Genomic DNA, 24,392 nt, shown 5'->3' with positions numbered 1-24,392 from the left:
GGATGCTAAAGAAAAGCCTAAGTTATCAAATCTTTAACTGAAAACTAGAGAAATTTGTGATAGTAGGGGCCAGCAGATGATAATACCGATCAAAGCGACCCCCAAAATAATCGACAGAAAGTAAAATTGGGTTTGGCCCGAGACGTTATATTTCAAACTCTGACCACCAAAAACCGTGGCTAATCCCACCAGATTAACTATCCCATCCACCAGAAAGGTATCGATCCAGTTAATAATTTGCGAGATTAATCCGACGACAAAAACGATCGTGACTTTATACAATTGGGCTGTATAAAGGTCGTTGGCAAAGAAATCTTGAAGGGCTTTCGGTTGAAAAACGATCGGTTTGGAGATATTTTCATTCAGATAAATATATGCTGCCGGAATTACGCCAGCAGCAGTGGAAAGTACCAAGAGAAAAGCCACTCCCAGATTTAAGTTACTTGGTAATAAATGCCATTGCGCTAATAAAATCGGCAGATGAAGGGCGAAACCCATGGTCACAGTCATGGGGATAACTAAGGGCCAAAGAGCTTCCGGAGAGCGCAGGGTCATTGGTTTGATTTTACCGCCAAAGAAAACACAGAATTCTCTAGTGACACTAAAGGCAGTTAAAGCATTGACCAACAATAGCACTAATAACAGTAAACCACTGACTTCTGCGAGGCGATCGCCCATGCGCGCTAATGCCCAAAAACCACCAAAGGGAGGCAGTGCGACCAAACTAGCGGCGCCGACGAGATAACAAATACCAGAAACGGGACGACGGGACCATAAACCCCCGTATTGGCTTAAATCTTGGCTGATATTATTCCAAATGATGTTACCCACCACCATGACTAACAGGGACATAGCGATCGCATAAGTAAAGAGTAACACTAAAGCGGTTTCCGTTTGTCCGGTGGCCACAGCGATAAAAATCAGCCCCATGTAGGCGCTGACGGAATAGGAGAGGGAGCGCTTGACATCGATCTGTGCGATCGCAATTAACCCCGCACCGATGGCAGTAACAGAGCCAACAATGATCATTACTTGCAAGGTTAAGGGCGATAATTGCAGCACCGGCTCTAATTTCACCAATAACCAAGCGCCGGTGGAAACGACGACCGTATTCCGCAGAATTGTCGCTGGCATCGGTCCTTCCATCGCCTCATCTAGCCATAAATGCAGGGGAAATTGAGCGCATTTGCCCATCGGACCTGCAATCAATGCCAAACAGAGTAAATTAGCCACATTGGGGTTTAAATTGGCTGTAGCCGCCCATTCTGCCAATTGGTCAAAGTTCCAGGTTCCCGCCAGGGGTAAAAGGGCCACCACTCCCATCAACAGGATTAAATCGCCAATCCGTTTGGTCAGAAAAGCGTCCCGCGCCCCTGTCACTACCAGAGATTGATTGAACCAGAAACCAATCAGCAGATAAGTGCCGAGAGTCAGAACTTCTAGCACACAATAGCTGAAAAATAGCGAATTACAGATAACTAGGGCGCACATACCCCCTTCAAAGAGAGCGACGAGAGAATAAAACCTTGCCCAACCCCAATCCATTTCTAGATAGGCGATCGCATATACCTGCGCGGCGAGGTTTAAGCCAGTAATTAGCAGTAAAGCCCCGATATTAACGGCCGAAATCTGCACATCTAAAGATATGCTTAAATCTGCGGCATTTAGCCAATTAAATGCTATAGATTGGGGCGGACGACCCCAAACGGCGATTAAAGCAAAAAGGCTATGCAAAAAAGCCCAGCAGGTCATGATCAAGTTCAGATAACCGGCCGGTCGCGGGCCGGTTTGCCGGATAATACCGGGAGACCAGGGTAGAGCGAGAAGTGCGCCCGCAAAGGCATAAAGAGGTACCAACCAGATAGTCTGGCTGAAGGACTCGAACATATAACCACCTCAAGAAGAAAAATGATCCTGAATTAAAGTTTAAGGTTTAATGGCTCACTAATAAGCTGTCACCATTTTTTAACGAGGCATTAATCGGGATAGTTTGACTAGCTTCCAGCAGGTATTTTAAAAAAGCATCGGCAATCACGGAAAGTTGTTTTCCGGCCAGGTAACAAACGTACCAATTGCGCTGAATTGGAAACTGTTCCACGTCGAGGATGGCTAATTCGCCGTTTTCCCCTTCCGAGATGAGAGTATGCTTAGATAGTACCGATATTCCCAAACCCCCAGAAATAGCCTGTTTAATCGCCTCGTTACTGCCTAATTCCAAGCGCACCCTAACTTTAATATCGTGGAGATTAAATAATTTTTGTACCGCTTGGCGGGTTCCAGATCCCGATTCGCGCATAATAAAAGGTTGCTGGTTGAGGCACTCAAGGGGCAGATTTTTCTTACCCACCAATGGATGATCTCGTCGCGCCACCACCACTAGGGGATTTTCGAGGAAAGACTGAGAACAAAGTTCCACTTCTTCCGGTGGTTGACTGAGAATATAGAGGTCATCCTCGTTGTTTAACATTCGCTCTTGCAGTTTCTGATGATTAGTCACTTGCAGGGCGATGTCAATACCGGGATACTGTTGACAGAATGCCCCCAGTAATCGCGGTACAAAGTATTTAGCGGTAGTAATCACGCCTAAAGTTAGCTTTCCCTGTCTAGTTCCCTTAATATCGGCCACTTTCATTTGAAAGTTGTCCAATTTCTTAAAAATCTCTTGACAGGTGAACAGTAATTCCTGACCCGCTTCGGTTAAAAATAAACGTTTGCCGATTTGCTCGAATAGCGGTAAACCCACGGCTTTTGTGAGTTGTTTGACTTGGGTTGAGACGGTAGGTTGAGTGATAAATAACTCCTCGGCCGCCTTGGTAAAGCTACTGTGTCGAGCGGTAGCCTCGAAAACCCTTAACTGGTGCAGGGTTGCCTGTATCAAGTTCTTATCCCCTTCTCAATAACAACTATTTGTCACCATCAATCCTAACGCTTTTATAGATTCTAGTCAATTAACTTTTTGATAAATATAGACTTTAATAGATATAACCGCCGCTTAAGACCTTTTGTCAGCTATCAGCTTTTTTCTCCCTTCTCCCCTCCTCCCCACTCCCCCATTACCCCATCTCCCCCACTCCCCAATTCATAATTCATAATTCATAATTTATAATTCATAATTTAATTTCAGCTTTTATTATCGATCAAAATCTTGCTATAGTTGGGTTTCATGCTTCAACCCAACCTACGTTCATCTTATATTTAATTCCACCCACCCAATTAAGATATTTTAATTTCAGCTTTTATTATCGATCAAAATCTTGCTATAATCAGAAAACAACCATCTATTAAAAATAAAAGACAATGGTTAGTTATCTTGATATTGACGACGATCTTCTTTTCCCCGATAGCGATGGTCAACCGATGGCAGATAATACCGAACAATATGAGTGGATTGTCAAAATTAAGGAGAATTTAGAGATTATCTTTGCCGATGACCCTAGGGTGTTTATTGCCGGAGATTTACTCTGGTATCCTCTGCGTTCTACTTTGGTTTCACCGGTTGCTCCCGATGTGATGGTAGCTTTTGGCCGTCCCAAAGGACGAAGGGGTTCCTATCGTCAATGGCAGGAAGAAAATATCGCTCCTCAAGTGGTTTTTGAAATTCTATCACCGAAGAATACAAAAGCAGAGATGAGTCGAAAATTAGAGTTTTATGACACATATAGTGTAGAAGAATACTATTTATATAACCCGATGCGCTGTCGTTTACAAGGATGGCAAAGACAGGGAAAAACTTTAAGAGAAATTATCCCCATCAATGACTGGATAAGTCCCCGTTTAGGTGTGCGTTTTATCTGGAATAAATCTAGTTTAGAATTGTATCGTCCTGATGGAGAGAAATTTTTAACAACTGTTGAGTTAGAGTCTCAAATGCGTCAAGAAAAGAAACGTGCCGATAAAGAAAAGAAACGTGCCGATAAAGAAAAGAAACGTGCGGATCGACTAGCGGAACGCTTACAGGCGTTAGGATTAAGTTTAGAAGAAGAATAATACCATTTTTCTTTATTCGTAGCAGGCATGACCATCTCTGTCGTTACTTTGGAAAAATGGTATTTAGATCAGGTTTTTTTCATAAGTTATTAGTAAACAGTAATCAGTGAAATGATTACTGTTTACTGATAGCTAAAAAAATCTTTAAACTTCTAATAAATTTTCTAGGCGATCGAGAACGATATCGGTGATACACTTAATCCGGTATAAACAGGCTTTAGTATCTGTGGAGTTGAAAGTGCCATTTTCCCAATATTTGTTACTACCGGCACCACCCCCACAAACCCCAAAATAATCGCATTTTTGCCGACACAAATCGACTCCACCGCGCATATCAGCGTAAATTTGTTGAAATTTCTCGGTTTCACAGATAGATTCTAGGGAATCGCTCAAAACATTACCAAAGATAAAATCACCGTAGGGTTGGGTTTTAATCGATAGTAATTCCGGATCAAAGGTGGAAAAATTACCTTGATTATCAAAATTGACAATCATAAAAGGTCGATTCATATCGGTATTTTCTAAGCGTTCATCGGCATAAATCAAACTACAGATCGATTCAAATTCCCGCAGCTTAAATTCTCCTTGTTTGGCCGTGACTAACTCCCAAAATCTGGCAATAAACTGGCGATAACGTTGTTCAATACCTAATTTATCTAAGGAAGATTGTGAATGAATACCCTCGGTTTCTTCCATATTAAAAGCCACATCGGTAAGGCCATGATCCCAAAAAAAGTTAAAAATTTCGTCGGGATAGTCGAGGGAATCTTCTGTTAAAACAGCGATGATACTGACATCAATTTCATGTTTTTGTAAGAAAGAAATCCCCCGCATTGTAGCAGCATGACTGCCAGTTCCCTTGCGGTTTTGCCGGTGGATATCGTGAATAAAGGCCGGTCCATCAAGACTGACTCCCACATAAACATCATGCTTTTTAAATAATTGACACCAAGCATCGTTAATATAAGTGGCGTTAGTTTGTACTGAATGACGAAAACAGTAACCCTGCTGATTATATTTCTCGCTAACTTCCGCAATTTTGGCGAAAGCACTTTCATAAAAACTGATGGGAACTGCTAAGGGTTCGCCGGCGTGCCAGCAAATGGTAAAATCATCTTGGAGAAAACGACTACTAAAAACCCTCTGAAAAATCGGCTCGATTAAATCTAAGGATAAGGTATTTTTTAAGTGGCGATCGGGTAAATAACAGTAATCACAATTGAGATTACAAAAAGAAGTCGGCTGCACGACTACTAAAGTAATTGGACCACAATCCGACCAATCTATATTTGTGTTTTTTTCCATCATTCTATTTTTAAAATTCTCCCTTAAATATGATAACCGATAACCGATTCTGGCAATTGTATCTTAATTCTACCTATACTATTTCCTATTCCCTCAATAATAAATAATATAATTGACCGGGAGTATTAATTAAACCGGCTCGCTCGCCCGCATTTTTTCCTGTTCCCATAAAAATATCGACCCTCCCAGTACCTTTAATCGCGCTGCCAGTATCTTGATCGAGAACATAGCGACTAACTAATTTTTGATTAAGATTTCCCTGGGGAATTTCTGTCTCAATTACAGCTAAAGCACCAGGGGGAAAAATACTTTTATCTGTAGCGATCGATCTTTCTGGTAAAACCGGAACTCCAAGACTACCAGTGGCAGGTGTGCCGTGGGTTTCTCGAAAGAAAATAAACCGATTATTGCGGGGAATATAATTCTTTAATTGCTCGGGATTATTTCTGAGAAAATCCAAAACCATTGGTAAGGTTAAACCCTCAGCAGGAAAAATACCATCGGCAATCATTTCTTTTCCCAGACTTGTGTAGGGATGCTCGGTATTGCCATCAAAACCGATGCTCATAATTTGACCATTAGGTAAACGTAATTTTGCCGAACCTTGCACATGAACTAAATAAGCTTCTAAGCGATCTTTTAACCAGACTAATTCGTATCCCGCTAGACGGCTATTTTCCGCCAGTAAACCATCTTTTCCCTCTAATTCTACCCTAGCCGGATGGGGTTTAGACCAGCGAGAAAAGTTAGCAGGTCGGCGATAGAGAGGATATTTATACTCGGCGTTTTTTTGCCGACTTGCTTGATAAATTGGCTCAAAATAACCAGTAAACTTAACATTTCCCTGGCTATCATTACCCAAAGAACGATACCAAATAAATTCTTTTTTAACTGCCTTTTGTAGAGCTGCTGGAGTGGGAGAATTATGCACTAATTGACGAAAACGTACTAAGGAACGCTGCACTCGCTGACGAGTTATTTCTGGAATAGGATAGTTTTGATAGGCGCGGATTGCTGCCGAGCTATTCAGATAACGTAAACTATGATTGATCGCTTGTAGGAGGGTTTTTTTGTCCGTTAGCAGTCGTTCATCGTATCCCGTAGATGTTCCTAATTCTGAGATTTCAAAACGTTCTAGGGGCAAATTTGCGGGGGTGAGGGCAATTAATCCCAAGCTGAGGGGGATGAGTGTCAAAAGGTGTTTCATGGTGATAGGAGTGGGCAGCTATTGACGCGATTAACAATCAAGAAGGATCAATGAAAAAAGTTGTTTCTTATTTATATCATGAGGATAATTGTTGTCGATAAATTTTAATTTGTTCCAAGCGAGGGCCGACCTTAGAAATAATGGTAAATTCTAAATTTTGGTAATATAATTGTTCTCCCACCTTCGGTATTTTTTGCCAATGATGGAGGACAAAACCAGCTAGGGTTTGGTATTCATCGGCCAAGGGTAAACTTAAATTTAATGCTTTGTTCACGTCCTCTAAATTCATTTGTGCTTGTACGAGAAAAGTCGATTCATCGAGGAGTTGATATTTTACTGTTCCCGATTCATCACTAGGGGAAAAAGTTCCCAGAATCTCGCCGATTAAATCTTTCAGGGTTAATAAACCGGCTGTTCTGCCAAATTCATCCACAATGATAACCATCTTTAAGAATGATTCCTGCATCACTGTCAGTAATTCATTTAAAGGGGTAGTTTCGGGGAAAAAACGCACAGGTTTTAACCAAGATTTAATCGGGGTTGTTAAATTTAACTGACCTTCGGCAAGGGGTAAAGCTAAATCTTTAAAATCGATCAGACCACGGATATCATCACCGGAATCTCCTTCCACAGGATAACAAGAATAGCCACTGTTAACTACTTGGAGCAATAATTCCTCAAAAGTTGCGGTCGAGGAAATAGCTATTAAACGGTTATGGGGAACCATGATTTCCGCGGCAGTGATTTCGCTAAACTGGAAAACATTATTTAAAATTTTCCTTTCCGCTGCTTCTAATCCCGTTAATTCCCCTTCCATGCTGATAATTAATTGTAATTCCTCGGAAGTTACCCGACTAGAACGCTGTAGATCCACTTCGGGGATACGGGTTAAAACCAATAAAAAACGAGTTGATTGATTAAGAATACCGATAAAAGGCTTAAAAATCCGGGAAATAACGCCAATAGGTGCCGCTAATAACCGCGCCATCGGTTCGGCATAAATTAAAGCTAGGGATTTGGGATAAAGTTCCCCAAAAACTATCTGGAGATAGGCCACGATTAAAAAAGCTAGACAAAGAGAGAAACCATGGGAGAGCAGATTTTGCCAGTTTAAAGAAAAGGGTAAAAAACTTAGTAATTTCCTCACAAAAACGGTCATGGTACTCTCCCCGATCCAACCTAAAGCTAAACTAGAAAGGGTGATGCCTAATTGGGTAGTGGAAAGTAAGCGATCGAGACTTCTTTGTAGAGATTGGACCGTCTGCGCTGGCACATCTCCCGCAGCCACTAGCTGACTGATGCGGGTACGACGGACAGACACGAGCGAAAATTCGGCCGCTACGAAAAAAGCATTGAGGACGATTAGTAAAAAGACTAAAATTAAACGAGTCAATAAATCCTGATTATCCATAGCGAAAAGGCAAAATTCGCCTTTTTTAAAGCCTATCCTTTGGTTTCATCCTTTGATTGCGGTTGGTTTTTCTGTTGTTGCATATAAACTCTCACTCTTTTCAGCACCTCTTCTTCTTTCACGGGGATAAAAGTTTGATTGCGACCATAACTGGTGCGATCGTTGGTAAACTTTTTAGCGGGGTTGATATCCGGTTGACTGACTCCTTTTAGGGAGGCGATTCCCAATTGATAGGCTACCCAACCGCTACCGAAGCCGGCGGCTAACATGGCTACCATCAAAAGGAGTCCTAACTGCAAGGAGGTGCTGATTGAAAATTTTTTCATCTTGGTGGGGCTGGATTTTCACGTTCGGAGTGATTACCGATCTATAATGAGTTAATAGTATAACCCAGGGTTGGCCGAGCGGTTGAGGCAACGAACTCATAATTCGTGCTAGGCAGGTTCAACTCCTGCACCCTGGATAGTTTTGATGGCTTCAGGCGATCAGCTTTGACTGCACTAGAGTAGGCGGCGGTGACAGATTACCTGACCATTTTCAGCTGCTTTGAGAACAGAAGTACAATAATTAATTTTATCCTTTTCATTTTTCAGGAAAGCTAAAAAAACACAAGAATCCCAGTAGTGTAGCTTTTTTGTTGGACGAATCACTTACTTCCTCCCCAAATTCCGATCATTTCCTCAATGGTAGGTAAATCTTTTTCCTGAGGAAAAAGATCAATTGACTCAACTTTAATATCGATTTTTTCCCCATCTTCTCTAGAGGTAACTATCCCCGATACAGAGACTCTTTTTTCTAGATATTCTTTGATATTATCAAGTAACTTTGTTTCAAAGTAACATTTAACACTCTTATTAGTCAATAAATTGTAAACTCTAAAAATAGGTTGACGACTTACATCAATAGCTTTAAGCACACCTTCTACAGTACCAAAACTTTGATATTTTCCCCCGATAATTTCATCAACATTAGCAATCAAAGCTTGATTCAAGTCGATACACCTCGAATCAAAGCCCAATTGCACCATAAATTCATCTCTTTTTTTCAATATTGCTAATGATCGCGCACTTTCTAAAGCTCGATCAGAAAAATAATTAGGGCGAATCGGATGTTCTAAAATTGTTACTATTCCCCTTTCTACAGTCTTAATAACTTCAGAAATTTGACTAGGTGTAATCTGATCTTGAGGCATTCCTTCTAAAGTAAGATGAATGCTGCCACTATGAATTTGAGAGATTCTCCAATTTATCAGGTGGCGATTTTTGTTAGCAAGGGTTTTATCTACTTCATGGAGTAGTATTGCTAATTGTTCTTGAGCCTTGATAAATTTATCAAAAGACAACAGTGAGCCTTCTATATCTAATGTTAGGCTCTTGATTGTTTCCTTCGATATAGGGCTTTCCCCTTTAGTCATGGCTCTAGGAATCGTGATAATTATCTCAAGTGTAAAGGTTTTGGCTAACTACTAAAGCTTCCTACTTTACATTTTTACATGAACTAAGCCTAAAGCCTAAACTATGTTAACCTATAACCACACAAAAAAAACCGCTTGCCCGGGCTTTTTCCACAAAACCAAAGTTTTAATTAACCTAACAACGCTTTTGCCTTCGCTACCACGTTATCCACGGTAAAACCGAACTTCTCTGACATTCCTAGATAAAATATCGTAATTTTGTTAAAATAATCTCAAAGAAAAGCCTCTAAAATCAAAGGTAATGTCCAAAATCGCTAAAAAACTTAGTAATTCTCCTTTTCGTTATCCTGGCGGTAAATTTTATGCCCGTAAGCTAATCTTAGCTTGTCTTCCTAGTCACCATAAATATTGTGAACCTTTTGCGGGGGGAGCATCTATATTCTTTGCTAAGGAAAGTGTAGCAGAGAATATTCTCAATGACAAAGATGAGGAATTAATGAACTGTTATCGACATATCAAAGATCATCTTGATAGTCTAATTGAATTATTAAAAGATCTAAACGCTACCAAAGAATTACACAATTATTATAAAAATGAATTTCAACCAGCCAATGACCTAGAAAGAGCCATGCGTTGGTATTATCTAAATAGAACTTCCTACTCAGGAATTATGAAACTTGAAAATTGTTATTGGGGCTATGGTGATAAGTATTCTATGCGTCCTGAAAATTGGCCTTCTCACCTAAAAACCACTTCGGAAAAACTGCAAAATGTCAATTTATCTTGTTTAGATTTTGAAGATTTAATCAATCAATTACCCGATGATTACTTTTTATTTGTCGATCCTCCTTACTTTCAAGCAGATCAAAATAAATTCTATTCCTGCTTCTTCAGTCTAGAAGATCATGAAAGGTTATGTAAGACGTTGAAAAAACATCAACATCGATTTAAATTTCTTTTGACTTATGATAATTGCTCCGAAATTAGAGAAATGTATGATTGGTGTATTTCTTTACAAGATAATGAATGGAATTACACTATTAATCGAACTGATGATCAAAAAAATGGTTTAAAATTAGAACATGGTTATCAGAGTGAAAGACGCAAGGGCAAGGAGGTATTTATTGCTAATTATGATCTTGAGAAACCTGCAAGATTTACACCTCTACAATTAAGTTTATTCGATGTATCTTGATTCCTAATTTTAATCAAGTAAATCCTCTATTTTTTTGATCGGGAGCCATGGTTGTAGAGGTTCAGCCGTATTAACATCAAAGAAAATTTTGGGATAATTAGGGATGAAATTACAGTTTTGATCCTGGCATTTATGGCGAGAACAATTGATATTATTGGTTTGATTTGCTGTTAAATCTTTACTTCTGGCAACGTACATTTTTAAAAGGGCTTCTTCTTGATTATTAATATTAATTTTGCTTAAAAATATTTGCTCTTTTGGTGTGGGATTCCAAACAAATAGTCCTGTTTCTAAATTGGTCTGAAAAAAAGCATTGGCAAGAGATGTAATCACTAAATCAAAATCTGTTTCAATATATTGATCTTTGTGAATATGGCTCTTCGTTACTTGGTATGATTCGATCAGGGGGCATAAATCGACTAAATCCTTATCCGGCAAGAGACTTAATTGATTAGCTCGTTCTAGATCGAAAACAATTGACAAAAATCGCCAAATGTCTTTCTATATAAGGGTTTCATCCCTTATAAACCCCCTCCATTGCATAACACAAACCGAAGAACCGTGAATATTTAGGCTTGTTGAAGGTATTCCTATCAATTTAGACCTTTGTTCTGCCGCTTTGTCTCCTAAGGTTCTTGATCTCATACATTTGACTTCAATAAAAGGTCTGATACCTCCCTGAAGACGGAAACTACCTTTTTTGGCTAACTTACATTCAGCAGAGTATTTTTTGGCGTTTTTTTGATTGATAATAGCTACGTCTGTTGTGAAAAGCTGATAACAATCAATCATATAGTCATTTCAAAACAGATCGAATCATTAAAAATTTGATTTCCCCAAAACTTTGCGCTTTAAAGCTAGAACACGAGGACGCGCACCTTGACTAGAAAATCCTAACCCTTCACGGAATATTTCGGGCATATAATAACGAACTGCATCTTCTTTATCCTTGTCCTCGTAAATTACTCCCATTTGCTCAAGAACATTGACTGTAGTAGCATCCAGAGCAAACTGTTCTAGAGAAAAAGGAATTTTTTTATCACTATATTGGGTTAAACTTTTTTGTACCCAGCTTTCAAATATAGGATATTCTTCTTTTGCTTCTCTAACTTTTTCCTGACTACAGGGTTCAAGCGCTCGTCGAATCGCTTGGGGAGGCAACAGTCTAGTATTCAACCATTTAGGAAATTGTACTTCTTCTGTTTTTTCTACAGTAACATTCGCAGCATAATACAAAAATCTCACAATATCCCTAGCTTGCAGTCTCCCATTAAAATCAGTTAAAGCCGCAAAAATCCAATTGGCTGACTTAGCTTCTTTGGAATTATCTAAACCTAATTTTTTGCCCCAAAGTAGTTCTAATTTTTCTTTTAAATCTTCAATTGAACAATCGAATAAATCCTGAGAGCGAGCATTAATAACTGATGATTGTATGCAGAGCCAATAGGAAAGTTTAATGAACGATTCTAGATTCCAAGATAGATCATAATCACGATATAAGCCTTCAAATTGTTGCAAGTTTTGTGTGATGATATGTTGGAGAAAATCTCGACGCAGAAAAATTATTAACCCAATATGAGAGTCTCGGATATCCCACAACTTATTCGGTAAATTTTCAATCAAAGCTTTTAAAGCTTTTTGCTGCTGGTTATCCGTAGCTATATGAGGAAAATTATCTTCTAAACCATCGAATAAAAATATAACTCTTGAATTTTTATCCTGAAGATAATGATTGAGTTTCTGAAGATTTGTATCGGGATCATTATAACCCACCACAGTAGAAATTTCTCTGATCCAAAAATTTGCCCAATTAACCTCATTCCAATCTTTATTAGATAGGGATTGAGTTATTTTATCTTCTAAGTCGGAAGCAGTAAAATGGTATTCTTGATTATCTATTGATTTCATTACATTTTCTCTAGCTTCCTTGAGAATATTTTTAGCATTTCCATCTAACTTTTTCGATTGTAGTAGGGGAAATATTAAACCGAGATTTTCTCGGTAATTTTCTTGATTTTGAGGATCAACTTTATTTAAAAAATTTTCCCAAGACTGTAGGCGAGATAGCTGAATATAATTAAAGGTTTTTCCCGCACCTTTAGCACCAATTGAGATAACATTAGGTAGTTTATCTTGAAAATTACGAGCCAGATTTTTTAATGGCTCGGTAATGAGTAAATCTTCCCCTTGTCCCCTTTCTGCATAAATATATTTATTGCAAGTATCCCTGAGTTTTTTCACATCATCTAAGGAGTTATCTGAAGGTGTGGCTGATGCAATGCTATTATTAGATGATTTATCTTCTGCCCATTGTCTTGCCAGTTCCATCAAGGAAGTTGAACTTAATTTGTTTTGAGCTTCGTCCCAATTGTTAACATATAGCAACTCTTGGGCGAAATAAGTTTCTTTAATATCCAGTCTAGTAGTATATAAACTCTCATTTTTGGGTTGAACATAAGCCGACTGTAATTGCTCTAAAATATTCTCAAATGCTGATAAATTTCTGACTTCTGGGGTTAAAAAACTAATAATTATCGAAGGATCATAATAATTATCATCCTTTACTTTTGAATCACTGGGAGCTAGTAAGCCAATTTTTTCTAAAACCATCCTGACACCTCGCCAAGATTGCTCATTAACTGTTGTTACTAAAAATCTTTGGATTCTAGAGTCAAATAAAATTGGGCTAGAAATTTCACTTAATCCTGCTCTTAAATCAATAAATATATAATCTACTGCTAATTTTTGCCCTAATTGATAAATTGCATCCCCTACCTCCCAAGCACCCGATGGATTTCTAGCTAAATTTTCTGGCAGTATAGGAGTATCTAAGAGTTCTTCTTCTTCAATAAAAGCGGGGAGAAAATATAAAGTTGATTTATTTTGCTGTTTGGCAGTTTTCTTAATTTCTTGAGTTACCCAAGAGAGTGCCACCTCTAGAGATGGCTTGGGATATTGATAAACTTCCAAAAAATTGCTCAAAGATACGGTTGCCTGTTGATTTTCATACCTTTGCCAATAGGTTAACCCCGGAGCCTCTAAATCTGAGTCAATAACTAAAATTTTAATTGGTTTATTTATATCTTTTGCTCTTGCTAAGAGAGCAAGAATATAAGCGGCTAAATGTAGGGTTCTTCCCACACCACCTTTAAAAGAATAAAAAGCAATAATTTCTGGCTTATCTTGATAAGCATTGGGTAAAAAATTATCCGATTGCTCTGAATCTGTATTTTCTTTTAAATAAGCGACTTCCTGCCAAAAAGGTCGAATCGATGGAGAAAAATAAGAACTATTATCTATTAAAATAAATTCTACAGGAATAGAAGCATTATCAATATCTAGCTGAATAATTTGTTCTGATTCTTGATACCAATCTCCGAACCATTCTTTTAATATTGAGTTAGCTTTTGGTTGATCATCTTGATTTTGAATACCAATCTCTAAAGCACTACTAAAACAACTAATTTTAACAATACTATCAGGTAAGTCATTTCCGTTAGCGGTTTCGCGAGCAATTTTTCTTTTAATATCAAACCAAGTTAGTAATGGTCGTCTTCTCATAGTCCCTGCAACTCCTGTGCAATCCAACTTAATATATCTAACAATTTTTTTTCTAATTCATTATCCTTAATATTGTCACAGCATCCCCCATATCGCCACATTTGATTAATTTCAGCGCAAGAAAACTTTCTCTCTTGATTCTTTTTTAAAGGGTTCATACTTAATTGTGAGGGAAGTTTTAGGTTTTCTCCCGCACGCAGTTTGTCTAGTAACTTATTTATATCATGCTGTACCTCAACTAATTCTGGACAAGAATCGGTGCAATCTTTGCTTTGTCTTTTCAGTAAAACTGCTTTGAGACCACATTCAACGGAGTAAAATAGCAATAAACGATGAGCGTTAGTTATGGTTTTGACCTTTGCCGCTCGTTGATTTTCTCTCCATGCTTTTTGTAGTTCTCTGTCTGTAAAAGGAATCACCCAGTCAACCCTTTGCACGATATAGTTCCATCTTAAACACAAAAAACCCGCTTGCGCGGGCTTTTTCCACAAAACCAAAGTTTTAATTAACCTAACAACGCTTTTGCCTTCGCTACCACGTTATCCACGGTAAAACCAAACTTCTCTAGAATCACACCCCCCGGAGCAGAAGCGCCGAAGGTATCAACCCCCAACACATCCCCCTCATCGGTGATGTAGCGATGCCAACCCATGGTTGAACCCGCTTCCACTGCGAGACGTTTTTTCACTGCTTTCGGCAATACCGATTCTTTGTATTCTGCCGATTGTTCCTCGAATAGCTCCCAACAGGGCATAGAAACCACGCGGGCTTTAATTCCTGCTTCTTTTAACACCGCAGCCGCTTTATCGCAGAGATACAACTCGCCACCCGTACCGATGAGAATGACATCGGGAGTACCTTCACAATCGGTGATAATATAAGCACCTTTGGCCACACCCGCAAGGGAAGTTCCCGCTAAATTGGGCAGATTTTGACGGGAGAGAGCCAATAAAGTCGGGCGTTTCTTTTCGCTCACCGCTACTTTATAAGCGCCGGAAGTTTCCGTACCATCTCCCGGACGCATGACTAAGAGGTTAGGAATAGCGCGCAGAGAAGCAACGTGTTCCACGGGTTGGTGAGTCGGTCCATCTTCCCCTAGGGCAATGGAATCGTGAGTCATTACCCAGATGACGCGGGTTTCTGACAATGCCGATAAACGGATAGAATTCCGCATATAGTCGGTGAAAATCAGGAAAGTCGCCCCGTAGGGAATCAATCCCGTGTTATGGAGAGCAATACCGTTACAAATCGCCCCCATCGCGTGTTCCCTTACGCCAAAATGGACGTTACGCTCCTGATAACTGCCTTTTTGGAAATTACCAAAATGCTCTAATTCGGTGTAGTTAGAGTGGGTTAAATCCGCCGAACCACCGATTAAACCGGGTAAAACCCCCGCAAGCGCATTTAAGCAGATTTCCGAGTGTTTACGACTAGCGAGCGCCTTATCTTCGGGTTTATAAACCGGTAAAGCTTGCTCCCAACCTTCCGGCAGTTGACCGGTGGTTAACTGTTCAAATAAAGCCGCTTCTGCGGGATATTTAGCCTGATATTCGTTAAATAACTTATTCCAGTCCGTTTCTGCCGTCGCTCCCTTGTCCACTGCTTTCCGGAAACGATTTAATACCTCATCGGGAACCACAAACGGCTCGTATTGCCAACCTAGTGCTTTTCGGGTTAACTCGATTTCTGTTGCTCCTAAAGCTGCCCCGTGAACATCGGCGGTATTAGACTTATTGGGGGAACCATAACCGATGGTAGTGGTGATTTTAATCATCGAGGGTTTATCGGTGACAGCTTTGGCAGCCGCAATCGCATTGGCAATGGCATCTAAATCGGTGTTACCATTCTCGACGTGCTGAACGTGCCAACCGTAGGCTTCAAAACGCTTGCTCACGTCTTCGGTAAAAGCGATATCGGTGGAACCATCGATCGAGATATGGTTATCATCGTAGAGAGCGATCAACTTGCCTAAACCCCAGTGACCGGCTAAAGAACAAGCTTCCCCGGAAATACCCTCCATATTGCAACCATCACCCAAAATCACATAGGTGTAATGGTCGATAATTTTGGCATCCGGTTTGTTGAAACGGGCCGCTAAATGGGCTTCTGCTAGGGCCAAACCCACACCATTGGCAATCCCTTGACCCAGAGGACCAGTGGTCACTTCCACCCCTTCGGTGACGAAATTTTCGGGGTGGCCGGGGGTTTTCGATTTCCACTGCCGGAATTGTTTAATTTCCTCTAGGGGGACGCTATCGTATCCGGTCAGGTACATCAAAGCATACTGCAGCATACAACCGTGACCGGCGGAGAGAACAAAACGATCGCGATTGACCCATTGGGGGTTTTTCGGGTTAAAACGCAGGAATTGATCCCAGAGGACAAAGGCCATGGGTGCGGCCCCCATCGGCAGTCCGGGGTGTCCCGATTTAGCTTTTTCCACGGCATCCACCGCTAAAAAACGCACCGCATTAATACAAAGTTCTTCGAGGGATTGGGAGGCGACAACCATAATGTTTTTTAGAATGAACTACAAAAATAAGACCAGGTTAAAGAGGGAGCCACTCAAAGATTACTCTTTCGGGGGCATCGACTCAAGCATATTTTCTAAAAGCTAAGGTGACGTTATGGCCACCAAATCCAAAGGAGTTGGAGAGGGCAGCGTTAACTATCTGCTGACGACTTTCGTAGGGGACGTAATCGAGATCGCAATCGGGGTCAGGATTGTCCAGGTTGAGAGTCGGGGGAATCCGATCATTAGCGATCGCCATTACCGTGGCCACGGCTTCAATGCCGCCAGAACCGCCTAAAAGGTGGCCTGTCATCGATTTGGTGGAACTGACGGGGATTTGGTAGGCCGATTCTCCTAAAGCTTTTTTAATCGCCTTGGTTTCCGTGGGATCATTGGCCCCTGTACTGGTGCCGTGGGCGTTGATATAGCTAATTTCCGGCGGAGTTAAACCGGCATCTTTGATCGCTAATTCGATCGCTCTGGTGGCTCCACGACCATCGGGAACCGGTGCCGTCATGTGATAGGCATCGCAAGTCAGACCATAACCGATCATTTCGCCGTAAATCCGCGCCCCACGGGCCAAGGCCGTTTCTAATTCCTCTATAATCAAAATTCCTGCCCCTTCCCCCATGACAAAACCATCCCGGTCCTTGTCAAAGGGACGACTGGCCCGGGTGGGGTCATCGTTGCGGGTGGACAGGGCCTTAGCGGAGGCAAAACCAGCCAATCCTAGGGGGGTAACGGCGGCCTCCGTCCCACCGCAGATCATCGCTTTGGCCAAACCCCTTTGTACTAGACGAAAAGCATCGCCGATGGCATTGGAACCAGCAGCGCACGCAGTCACGGTGCAGTTACTCGGTCCTTTGGCCCCCGTGTGGATAGCGGTTAAACCAGCAGCCATATTGGCAATCATCATCGGGATCATGAAAGGACTACACCGGCCCGGACCTTTTGTCAAGTAAATTTCCTGTTGATCCTCCAGCACTTTTATGCCACCCACGCCCGTACCAATTAGTACACCTATATCATCGGCATTGAGAGCGTCGATAACTAATTGAGAATCTTGCAGCGCCTGCAAACTAGCGGCAACGGCAAATTGAGCGAAACGGTCCATGCGCTTTGCCTCTTTGCGATCCACATATTCGTGGGGGTCAAAACCCCGCACTTCCCCAGCAATGCGACAAGCGTGACGGGAGGCATCAAAGTGGGTGATTAAACCAATGCCACTTTTGCCGTTGATTAAGCCTGTCCAATAGTCGGCTAGATTATTGCCGAGGGGAGTGATCGCACCCATCCCCGTGATGACAACCCTTTTTAATGGCAATTCTGTCATGTTTGTTCAAAAATAAGGGCAGATTTTGCCCCAGATATTTAATCCTAATTGTCAATTTTCCCGCAATAATTAGGCGGTTGCTCCTACTTTCTCGTTAATATACTCGACAGCTTTGCCCACAGTGTCAATTTGTTCGGCTGCGTCGTCGGGAATTTCAATATCAAATTCTTCCTCTAAAGCCATCACTAACTCGACCACATCAAGGGAATCAGCTTTCAGATCATTAGCAAAGCTTGCTTCGGGGGTAACTGTACCCGGATCCTCTACTTCTAATTGGTCCACAACAATTTTTTTAACTCGATCGAAAATTTCTGCACTCATGGATGTCAATTTTTATCCGCTGGTTTACCGGACTCTAGCCTCTAGGGTCTGGGGAAATGGGGCGGTGTTACCATTTCCGACAATAAATTTCGGTTAGCTTTTTCACTGACCATTTTTCATCTTACTGGAAGTTGTTCCCCTCTTGATGAAGTTTTTTCGCGATCATCGGGGAAGTGGGGTAGTGGGGTAGTGGGGAAGTGGGGAAGTGGGGTAGTGGGGTAGTGGGGTAGTGGGGTAGTGGAGCATTTGGATGAAATTTCCCTAAACCCCTAAATCCCTATCACCCCAAAACCCTATCACCCTGACTCCTATCTCCTGAATAAAAAGCCAAAATATAACGGATAACTCCGAAATTCAGATAATAATCATCGGAAATTTTCGGTCTGAAACCCCGCCGTTCTAGGTTGGCTTTACGTTAGAATTAAAAGGCCAGTCTCGAAAACCAAGTGGACGGCGCAGCACCTTGAAAACTCGGCTTAGGGGGTTCCGACCAGAAAAGCTTGGCCGGGTAAAAAGTCGCGCGCAACAAGTACAAGAAGCTATAGGCGGTCAACGTACCGTGGGACACACGGAATCGGGCTTCTGAAATGGGGCGAAAGTCTGTGGACTCTGTGTAAGACAGTACATGGTTTTTTAACTGTGGTATGCGACGGTGGTGGAAGCAGAAACTTAAATCGTGAGGTTTAGGAATCGCCGCACTTTTAGGGCGGCGAGGATGTCAAGGCTAACCATTACCCCAATTCCAGAATTATCCGTTTTTTTTAGGTTTTCTTGACTACTATTCGGCGGTAGCCAATCCAGCTTCGGTGCTGCCGGTGCTGCGACGACGGGTGAGAGTATTAAAGAGCATAATTCCGATCGCTTTGATCAGATTACCTTCCAACTCTTGGAACATTTTCATGTTCATGCCAAAAGCGGCGTTAGCTTCGGCGACAATGCGATCGGCCATGGCTTGATCCACCGGTAACTCGTCGAGGGTTTGACGATAGTGGTTTTTGTAGGCTTTTTCGTCGGGAATATCTTTGAAATCATAGAAAGCCGTGCCACCAGTTTCCAGATTCATCGCTTTTTCGGCGATTTTTTTCAAGATTTGCCCCCCGGACAGATCGCCGAGATAACGGGTATAGGAATGGGCGACTAATAATTCGGGTTCTTTTGTGGCGATTTCCCGAATCCGGTCAACGTAGGCCTGACCTGCCGGAGATAAAGCGATCTCGTTGCGCCAATTGGGACCATAATAAAAATATAAATCCTGTTCCAGCGCATTTTTGCGATTGAGTTCAGGAAAACAGATTTTAGAAACGACGGGATGACTAGGAAGTTTTTCCATCTCCTCCTCCATGGCCGAATAGACGAAGTAGAGGTTAGCCACCAGTTTGCGATAGGAAGTTTTTTCTACCACACCTTTGAGAAAACACTTGACAAAACCGACGTTTTCTGCCATGGTGTGGGATTTTTTCGTGCCTTCTCGCAGTTGAGTTGATAAATTAACGCTCATATTATGATCACCTGTTGGGATGAGTGGAATGGATCGGGTTCGTTACAGATGCTTACTAAAACCGTCTATTTTGGTAGATTAAACTGAATCGATCGGTAATTTTATTAAGAATTTTTACAGTGCCTCTGGGGGAGCTTAGGGGAGAAATTTAGCTCTAGCAGGACTTGACCGCCGGTTGAAACCGGTATCGATCGAGATGGCGAAATTGTAAAGATTAGTGAAAAACTGCTCCCTAGTTGATCTTGGTGAGAGAGAGGGTGTAGTCTAGCGCCAATATCAATTCTTGCTCGACATTCTTCACACTTCTTAGAAATTCTTAACATTCAGGAGACTTATATCAGCAAAATTTCACAAATTAAAACCGAATTTAGCAATCATGCTTATAATCAGTACAGGATTCTTTATGTTGTGCTAAACTCAAGCCCTTGAGAGACAAAGCCCTAGTTGCGATGTCAGCGAGAACACATTGAGCAACCCCCTACCCAAACCCTTAGTCATAACACTCTGGTAATGCCCCGAATACTTGTAATCGATGATGATCCTGCAATCGCGGAATTAGTCTCCATCAACCTGGAGATGGCGGGTTATGACGTTAATCCCGCAGAGGACGGGATTAAAGGCCAGGCCTTGGCCGTCCAGTTACAACCCGATTTAATCATGCTGGATTTAATGCTGCCCAAAGTCGATGGTTTTACTGTCTGTCAGCGTTTGCGACGAGATGAACGCACGTCCGACATCCCGATTTTGATGCTCACAGCCTTGGGACAAACCCAAGATAAAGTGGAAGGTTTTAACGCGGGTGCCGATGATTACCTGACCAAACCTTTCGAGGTGGAGGAAATGTTAGCTAGGGTACGCGCTCTCCTCAGACGCACCGATCGCATTCCCCAAGCCGCTAAACACTCAGAAATACTCAGTTTTGGACCTTTAACCCTGGTTCCCGAACGTTTTGAGGCGGTCTGGTTTGAAAGTGTGGTCAAGTTAACCCATCTAGAATTCGAGTTACTCCACTGTCTTCTCCAACGTCACGGTCAAACCGTTTCCCCTAGTGATATTCTCAAGGAGGTCTGGGGATATGATCCCGATGATGATATCGAGACTATTCGCGTTCATATTCGCCATTTGAGAACGAAACTAGAACCCGATCCCCGCCACCCTCGCTATATTAAAACCGTTTACGGTGCGGGTTATTGTCTGGAGTTACCCACCAATGAACAGGTGGTGCTTGATTCATCGGTGGCAACAGTTTAAACAGGGAGCGGATAGGCAATAGGGACAATTGTTTCCTCGCTCCTCCTCCTGTTCAGATTGAGAAGGTTTGACCGGGGGAAAACACCCCCAGCAAGTCAGGACAATGGCGAGAGTAACTACTGGTTTAAGGTAAATCCGTCGCCCCCATCAAAAAGCGATCGCATTCCCTGGCGGCCCCGCGGCCTTCATTAATCGCCCAAACCACCAAACTTTGACCACGACGACAATCCCCTGCGGCGAACACTTTCGGTAAGCTAGTGGCAAATTGACCGTGTTCGGCCTTGATATTGCTGCGGGCATCCTTTTCTAAGCCTAAATCATCGAGTAAAGGCTGTTCTGGTCCCAAAAATCCCATGGCTAATAGAACTAATTGTGTCGGGATGAATTTTTCGGTTCCTGCTACCGGTTGGGGGATAAACTGCCCTTTTTCGTTGCGTTGCCATTCCACCTGTACCGTGTGAATCCCTGTGACGTTGCCCTCGCTATCCCCCTCGAATTTAGTCGCTGTGGTGGTATAAACCCGGGGGTCATCGCCAAAACGCGCGGCCGCTTCCTCTTGTCCATAGTCCAGACGGTAGATTTTCGGCCATTCGGGCCAGGGATTATCGGCGGCCCGTTCTCGGGGCGGTTGCGGCATGATCTCTAATTGGGTGACGCTACGGCAGTTATGACGCAGAGAAGTCCCCACACAGTCGGTTCCCGTGTCGCCACCGCCGATAATTACCACGTCTTTACCCGCGGCCGAGATAAAATCCTCCCCGGGCTGTCCGTCTAATAGTGCCTTTGTATTAGCGGTGAGAAACTCCATGGCGAAGTGAATGCCCTTTAATTGGCGACCTTCGATGTTTAAATCCCGGGGTTTGGTGGCCCCGGTACAGATAACCACGGCATCGTATTCGTTTAATAGGTCTTGGGCGCTGATATCCTTGCCCACTTCCGTGTTACAGACCATTTTTACCCCTTCCTGTTCGAGCATCTGGAGACGACGCAGAACGACTTCTTCCTTATCTAACTTCATGTTGGGGATACCGTACATTAATAGACCCCCGGGACGGTCGGCCCGTTCATAAACTGTCACCCAGTGACCAGCTTTATTTAACTGGTCGGCGGCTGCTAATCCCGCAGGTCCGGAACCGATCACGGCCACTTTTTTGCCGGTACGGATTGCGGGGGGATTGGCAGTAATCCAACCGGATTCCCAACCTTTGTCAATAATCGAACATTCAATATTTTTGATCGTAACGGGGGGATTATGAATACCGAGAACACAGGAACCCTCACAGGGAGCGGGGCAGACTCTACCGGTAAATTCGGGGAAATTATTGGTTTTATGGAGGCGATCGAGGGCTTCTCGCCACAATCCTCGATAGATTAAATCATTCCATTCGGGAATCAGGTTATTAATCGGGCAACCACTGGCCATGCCACTAATTAGCGTTCCCGTGTGACAAAATGGTGTACCACAATCCATACAACGGGCGGCCTGATTGCGGAGTTTATCTTCTGGCATGGGAAGATGAAACTCATCCCAATTATGAAGGCGATCGAGGGGGGTAAGTTCGGAAGGAAGTTCACGCAGGAATTCGATAAAGCCAGTCGGTTTGCCCATAGTCTTTGTTATCTCTGTCGTTTATTCCCTATCTTCCTTCACAGTTCGATCGATCCCCGCAACTTTACCGATTTCTTTAATCTTATCGGCAGCTCAGTGGACTAACAGGCGGTAATTTTGACAAATTCGGGAATTAACTATTGAGTTAAAAACAGGCGATTTCAAGAGGAAGGGGGCAATTCTAAGGGGATAGCCCCGATGATTCCCTTACGAAAATCATTGAGTAACTGCATGGCTGCCCTTTCTTTATCCTCTTGATATTTGAGATTGGCCAATTTTTCGATAAAATCTTCCCCGGTTATGTCTAGGGTATTCAACCCATAACGAGATTGTAAAAGACCTTCATAGTGTAATTCTACTAATAAATCGACAAAAGCCGCCGCTATCCTTTGGTTATCATAACCAGCATCCCCAATATCCTCACAGATAGCTAATTTCACCGCATCCCTTTGATTATCTAAACGGGAAGGGATCACCCCCGGCGCGTCTAATAGTTCTAAGGTGTCGGAAATTCGTACCCATTGTAATTGTCGCGTTACTCCGGCCCTGCGGGCGCTGGCGACGACTTTTCGCCCTAATAAACGGTTAATCAGGGCAGATTTGCCCACATTGGGAAACCCGATCACCACGGCGCGCACTGGACGCGGTAACATTCCTCTTAGTTGACGTTTTTGGTTAATTTCATCGCCAATTTTTTCCGCCGCTTTGATAATTGCTTTAACTCTTTCTCCCTGTTTAGCGTTAGTAAAATAGACGGTTTTTCCTTGACTTTTAAACCATGTTACCCATTGTTGATGGGCAGATTCGGGAATCATATCGAGACGATTTAAGATTAACAAGCGCGGTTTATTGCCAATCCAATCGTCCACCTGCGGATGATGGGAAGCTAAGGGAATGCGAGCATCACGCACTTCTAAGACCACATCCACGAGTTTAAGATGTTCCTTGAGTTTTCTTTCCGCTTTGGCAATATGACCGGGATACCATTGAATTAACGACATGGGAGATGGGAGTATAAAATTAAATCTTATCAGGAATAGTCCCTAGATAGCTATAATTATCTGAGAAAAAGTTTAGTAATTTCACTGCAATTATAACAGGATTGTCGATGACTAATTTAAAAAAATGGCAAATTATTAAATCCGAGCTAGTTTTTCAGAATCGTTGGTGTCAAGTCCGTCAAGACGCGGTGAAGTTATCCTCTGGACAAGTTATCGATGATTATTTCGTTAATATTCGTCCTGAAATTGTTTTAGTTGTTCCAGTTACTGGGGATAATCAATTGGTTTTTGTCCGTCAATATCGTCACGGAGTTAAGGAAATTTTATTGGAATTTCCCGCCGGAGCAGTAGATGCGGGTGAAGATGATATTACTGCGGCAGCGCGTCGGGAATTCGAGGAGGAAACCGGTTATCAAAGTGATTCTCTAATAGCTCTGGCTGTTTTGTACGATAATCCTGTTAAAGATACTAACAGAATTCATATTTTTTTGGCTCTTAATGCTACTCCCACAGGTCAACAAAAGTTAGATATTACCGAGGAAATTGAAGTTATTCTTCGACCTTTAAAGGAAATTAATCCACAGGAAATTACCGTCTCTGGTAGTTTAGCTGCTTTCTATCTAGCGAGGGATTTTTTAAAGCAAAATTAAGGAGTTATAGCAGTTATATTAATGGGGAGGTAGAAAGTTTTCGTTTATTCCCACTTCCCCACTTCCCGCTCTCCTACCTCTGCGCTTTTCTCTACTGTTTGAACGGGATTTGTATTACTTTAAGTTTTATTTTTTTC

General features: G+C 42.2%; 21 protein-coding genes and 1 tRNA gene. 5 read left to right on the top strand and 17 right to left on the bottom strand.

The features are described from left to right. Window positions 1-33 precede the first annotated feature (33 nt). On the bottom strand, window positions 34-1,887 hold the full coding sequence (locus H6G48_RS22840; protein WP_190723349.1) for an NAD(P)H-quinone oxidoreductase subunit F: 1,854 nt from the start codon (window positions 1,885-1,887) through the stop codon (window positions 34-36). Between the two features lie 46 nt (window positions 1,888-1,933). After that, complete coding sequence (locus H6G48_RS22835; protein WP_190723347.1) at window positions 1,934-2,878, bottom strand: LysR family transcriptional regulator; 945 nt, start codon at window positions 2,876-2,878, stop codon at window positions 1,934-1,936. A 419-nt stretch (window positions 2,879-3,297) separates the two neighbouring features. Here H6G48_RS22835 and H6G48_RS22830 point away from each other — a divergent pair, with 419 nt between their 5' ends. Beyond that, on the top strand, window positions 3,298-3,987 hold the full coding sequence (locus H6G48_RS22830) for a Uma2 family endonuclease (RefSeq protein WP_190723345.1): 690 nt from the start codon (window positions 3,298-3,300) through the stop codon (window positions 3,985-3,987). Window positions 3,988-4,131: 144 nt separating this feature from the next. Here H6G48_RS22830 and grrM read toward each other — a convergent pair whose 3' ends face one another. The 4 genes from grrM to H6G48_RS22810 form a co-directional block, all read right to left on the bottom strand. Beyond that, window positions 4,132-5,292, bottom strand: coding sequence for a cyclophane-forming radical SAM/SPASM peptide maturase GrrM/OscB (gene grrM / locus H6G48_RS22825; RefSeq protein ID WP_149987374.1), 1,161 nt, complete (start codon window positions 5,290-5,292; stop codon window positions 4,132-4,134). 85 nt (window positions 5,293-5,377) lie between these two features. Next, window positions 5,378-6,499, bottom strand: a complete 1,122-nt coding sequence (gene mltA, locus H6G48_RS22820; RefSeq protein WP_190723343.1) for a murein transglycosylase A — start codon at window positions 6,497-6,499, stop codon at window positions 5,378-5,380. 76 nt (window positions 6,500-6,575) lie between these two features. Further along, window positions 6,576-7,910, bottom strand: coding sequence for a hemolysin family protein (locus H6G48_RS22815; protein ID WP_190723341.1), 1,335 nt, complete (start codon window positions 7,908-7,910; stop codon window positions 6,576-6,578). Between the two features lie 32 nt (window positions 7,911-7,942). Continuing rightward, window positions 7,943-8,236, bottom strand: coding sequence for a hypothetical protein (locus tag H6G48_RS22810; RefSeq protein ID WP_046662652.1), 294 nt, complete (start codon window positions 8,234-8,236; stop codon window positions 7,943-7,945). Window positions 8,237-8,300: 64 nt separating this feature from the next. Here H6G48_RS22810 and H6G48_RS22805 point away from each other — a divergent pair. Continuing rightward, window positions 8,301-8,373, top strand: a tRNA-Ile gene (locus H6G48_RS22805). A gap of 183 nt (window positions 8,374-8,556) precedes the next feature. Here the strand turns inward: H6G48_RS22805 and H6G48_RS22800 are convergent. Next, window positions 8,557-9,324, bottom strand: coding sequence for a hypothetical protein (locus tag H6G48_RS22800; RefSeq protein WP_190723340.1), 768 nt, complete (start codon window positions 9,322-9,324; stop codon window positions 8,557-8,559). A gap of 301 nt (window positions 9,325-9,625) precedes the next feature. On the opposite strand from H6G48_RS22800, the gene H6G48_RS22795 reads away from it, so the two are divergent. Then, window positions 9,626-10,519: a DNA adenine methylase gene (locus H6G48_RS22795; protein ID WP_016515558.1), complete on the top strand. Its 894-nt coding sequence runs from the start codon at window positions 9,626-9,628 to the stop codon at window positions 10,517-10,519. 9 nt (window positions 10,520-10,528) lie between these two features. Here the strand turns inward: H6G48_RS22795 and H6G48_RS22790 are convergent, their stop codons facing one another. The 8 genes from H6G48_RS22790 to H6G48_RS22755 form a co-directional block, all read right to left on the bottom strand. Continuing rightward, window positions 10,529-11,002, bottom strand: a complete 474-nt coding sequence (locus H6G48_RS22790; RefSeq protein ID WP_242034751.1) for a hypothetical protein — start codon at window positions 11,000-11,002, stop codon at window positions 10,529-10,531. A gap of 18 nt (window positions 11,003-11,020) precedes the next feature. Beyond that, on the bottom strand, window positions 11,021-11,311 hold the full coding sequence (locus H6G48_RS22785) for a hypothetical protein (protein WP_242034750.1): 291 nt from the start codon (window positions 11,309-11,311) through the stop codon (window positions 11,021-11,023). Between the two features lie 27 nt (window positions 11,312-11,338). Then, entirely contained in the window at window positions 11,339-14,080 is a 2,742-nt protein-coding gene (locus H6G48_RS22780; protein WP_190723338.1) for a KGGVGR-motif variant AAA ATPase, read from the bottom strand. Next, window positions 14,077-14,499 (bottom strand): hypothetical protein, encoded by a 423-nt coding sequence (locus H6G48_RS22775; RefSeq protein WP_239698037.1) that lies wholly within the window; start codon window positions 14,497-14,499, stop codon window positions 14,077-14,079. The genes H6G48_RS22780 and H6G48_RS22775 overlap by 4 nt, the downstream gene beginning before the upstream one ends. 86 nt (window positions 14,500-14,585) lie before the next feature. Next, a complete protein-coding gene (gene tkt, locus H6G48_RS22770) occupies window positions 14,586-16,592 on the bottom strand; it encodes a transketolase (protein ID WP_190723336.1) in 2,007 nt (668 codons plus the stop codon). Window positions 16,593-16,674: 82 nt separating this feature from the next. Continuing rightward, complete coding sequence (fabF, locus tag H6G48_RS22765) at window positions 16,675-17,925, bottom strand: beta-ketoacyl-ACP synthase II (RefSeq protein ID WP_190723334.1); 1,251 nt, start codon at window positions 17,923-17,925, stop codon at window positions 16,675-16,677. 69 nt (window positions 17,926-17,994) lie between these two features. Then, window positions 17,995-18,246, bottom strand: a complete 252-nt coding sequence (locus tag H6G48_RS22760; RefSeq protein WP_190723332.1) for an acyl carrier protein — start codon at window positions 18,244-18,246, stop codon at window positions 17,995-17,997. 778 nt (window positions 18,247-19,024) lie between these two features. Beyond that, window positions 19,025-19,744, bottom strand: coding sequence for a biliverdin-producing heme oxygenase (locus H6G48_RS22755; RefSeq protein WP_190723331.1), 720 nt, complete (start codon window positions 19,742-19,744; stop codon window positions 19,025-19,027). Between the two features lie 510 nt (window positions 19,745-20,254). Here H6G48_RS22755 and H6G48_RS22750 point away from each other — a divergent pair. Beyond that, on the top strand, window positions 20,255-20,995 hold the full coding sequence (locus H6G48_RS22750) for a response regulator transcription factor (RefSeq protein ID WP_002768502.1): 741 nt from the start codon (window positions 20,255-20,257) through the stop codon (window positions 20,993-20,995). Between the two features lie 124 nt (window positions 20,996-21,119). On the opposite strand, the gene H6G48_RS22745 is transcribed toward H6G48_RS22750, so the two are convergent. Together H6G48_RS22745 and ylqF are read right to left on the bottom strand one after the other, a co-directional pair. Further along, complete coding sequence (locus H6G48_RS22745) at window positions 21,120-22,604, bottom strand: glutamate synthase subunit beta (RefSeq protein WP_190723329.1); 1,485 nt, start codon at window positions 22,602-22,604, stop codon at window positions 21,120-21,122. 161 nt (window positions 22,605-22,765) lie between these two features. Then, window positions 22,766-23,605 (bottom strand): ribosome biogenesis GTPase YlqF, encoded by an 840-nt coding sequence (gene ylqF / locus H6G48_RS22740; protein ID WP_190723327.1) that lies wholly within the window; start codon window positions 23,603-23,605, stop codon window positions 22,766-22,768. Window positions 23,606-23,712: 107 nt separating this feature from the next. Between ylqF and H6G48_RS22735 the strand changes: the two genes are divergently transcribed. Then, the gene (locus H6G48_RS22735; protein WP_190723325.1) at window positions 23,713-24,255 is read left to right on the top strand and encodes an NUDIX hydrolase; all 543 of its coding nucleotides are present in this window, start codon (window positions 23,713-23,715) and stop codon (window positions 24,253-24,255) included. The last annotated feature ends 137 nt before the right edge of the window (window positions 24,256-24,392 follow it).

The organism is Microcystis flos-aquae FACHB-1344 (assembly GCF_014698375.1).
GTDB classification, from domain to species: domain Bacteria; phylum Cyanobacteriota; class Cyanobacteriia; order Cyanobacteriales; family Microcystaceae; genus Microcystis; species Microcystis aeruginosa.
This window is presented reverse-complemented; position numbering and strand designations above follow the sequence as displayed.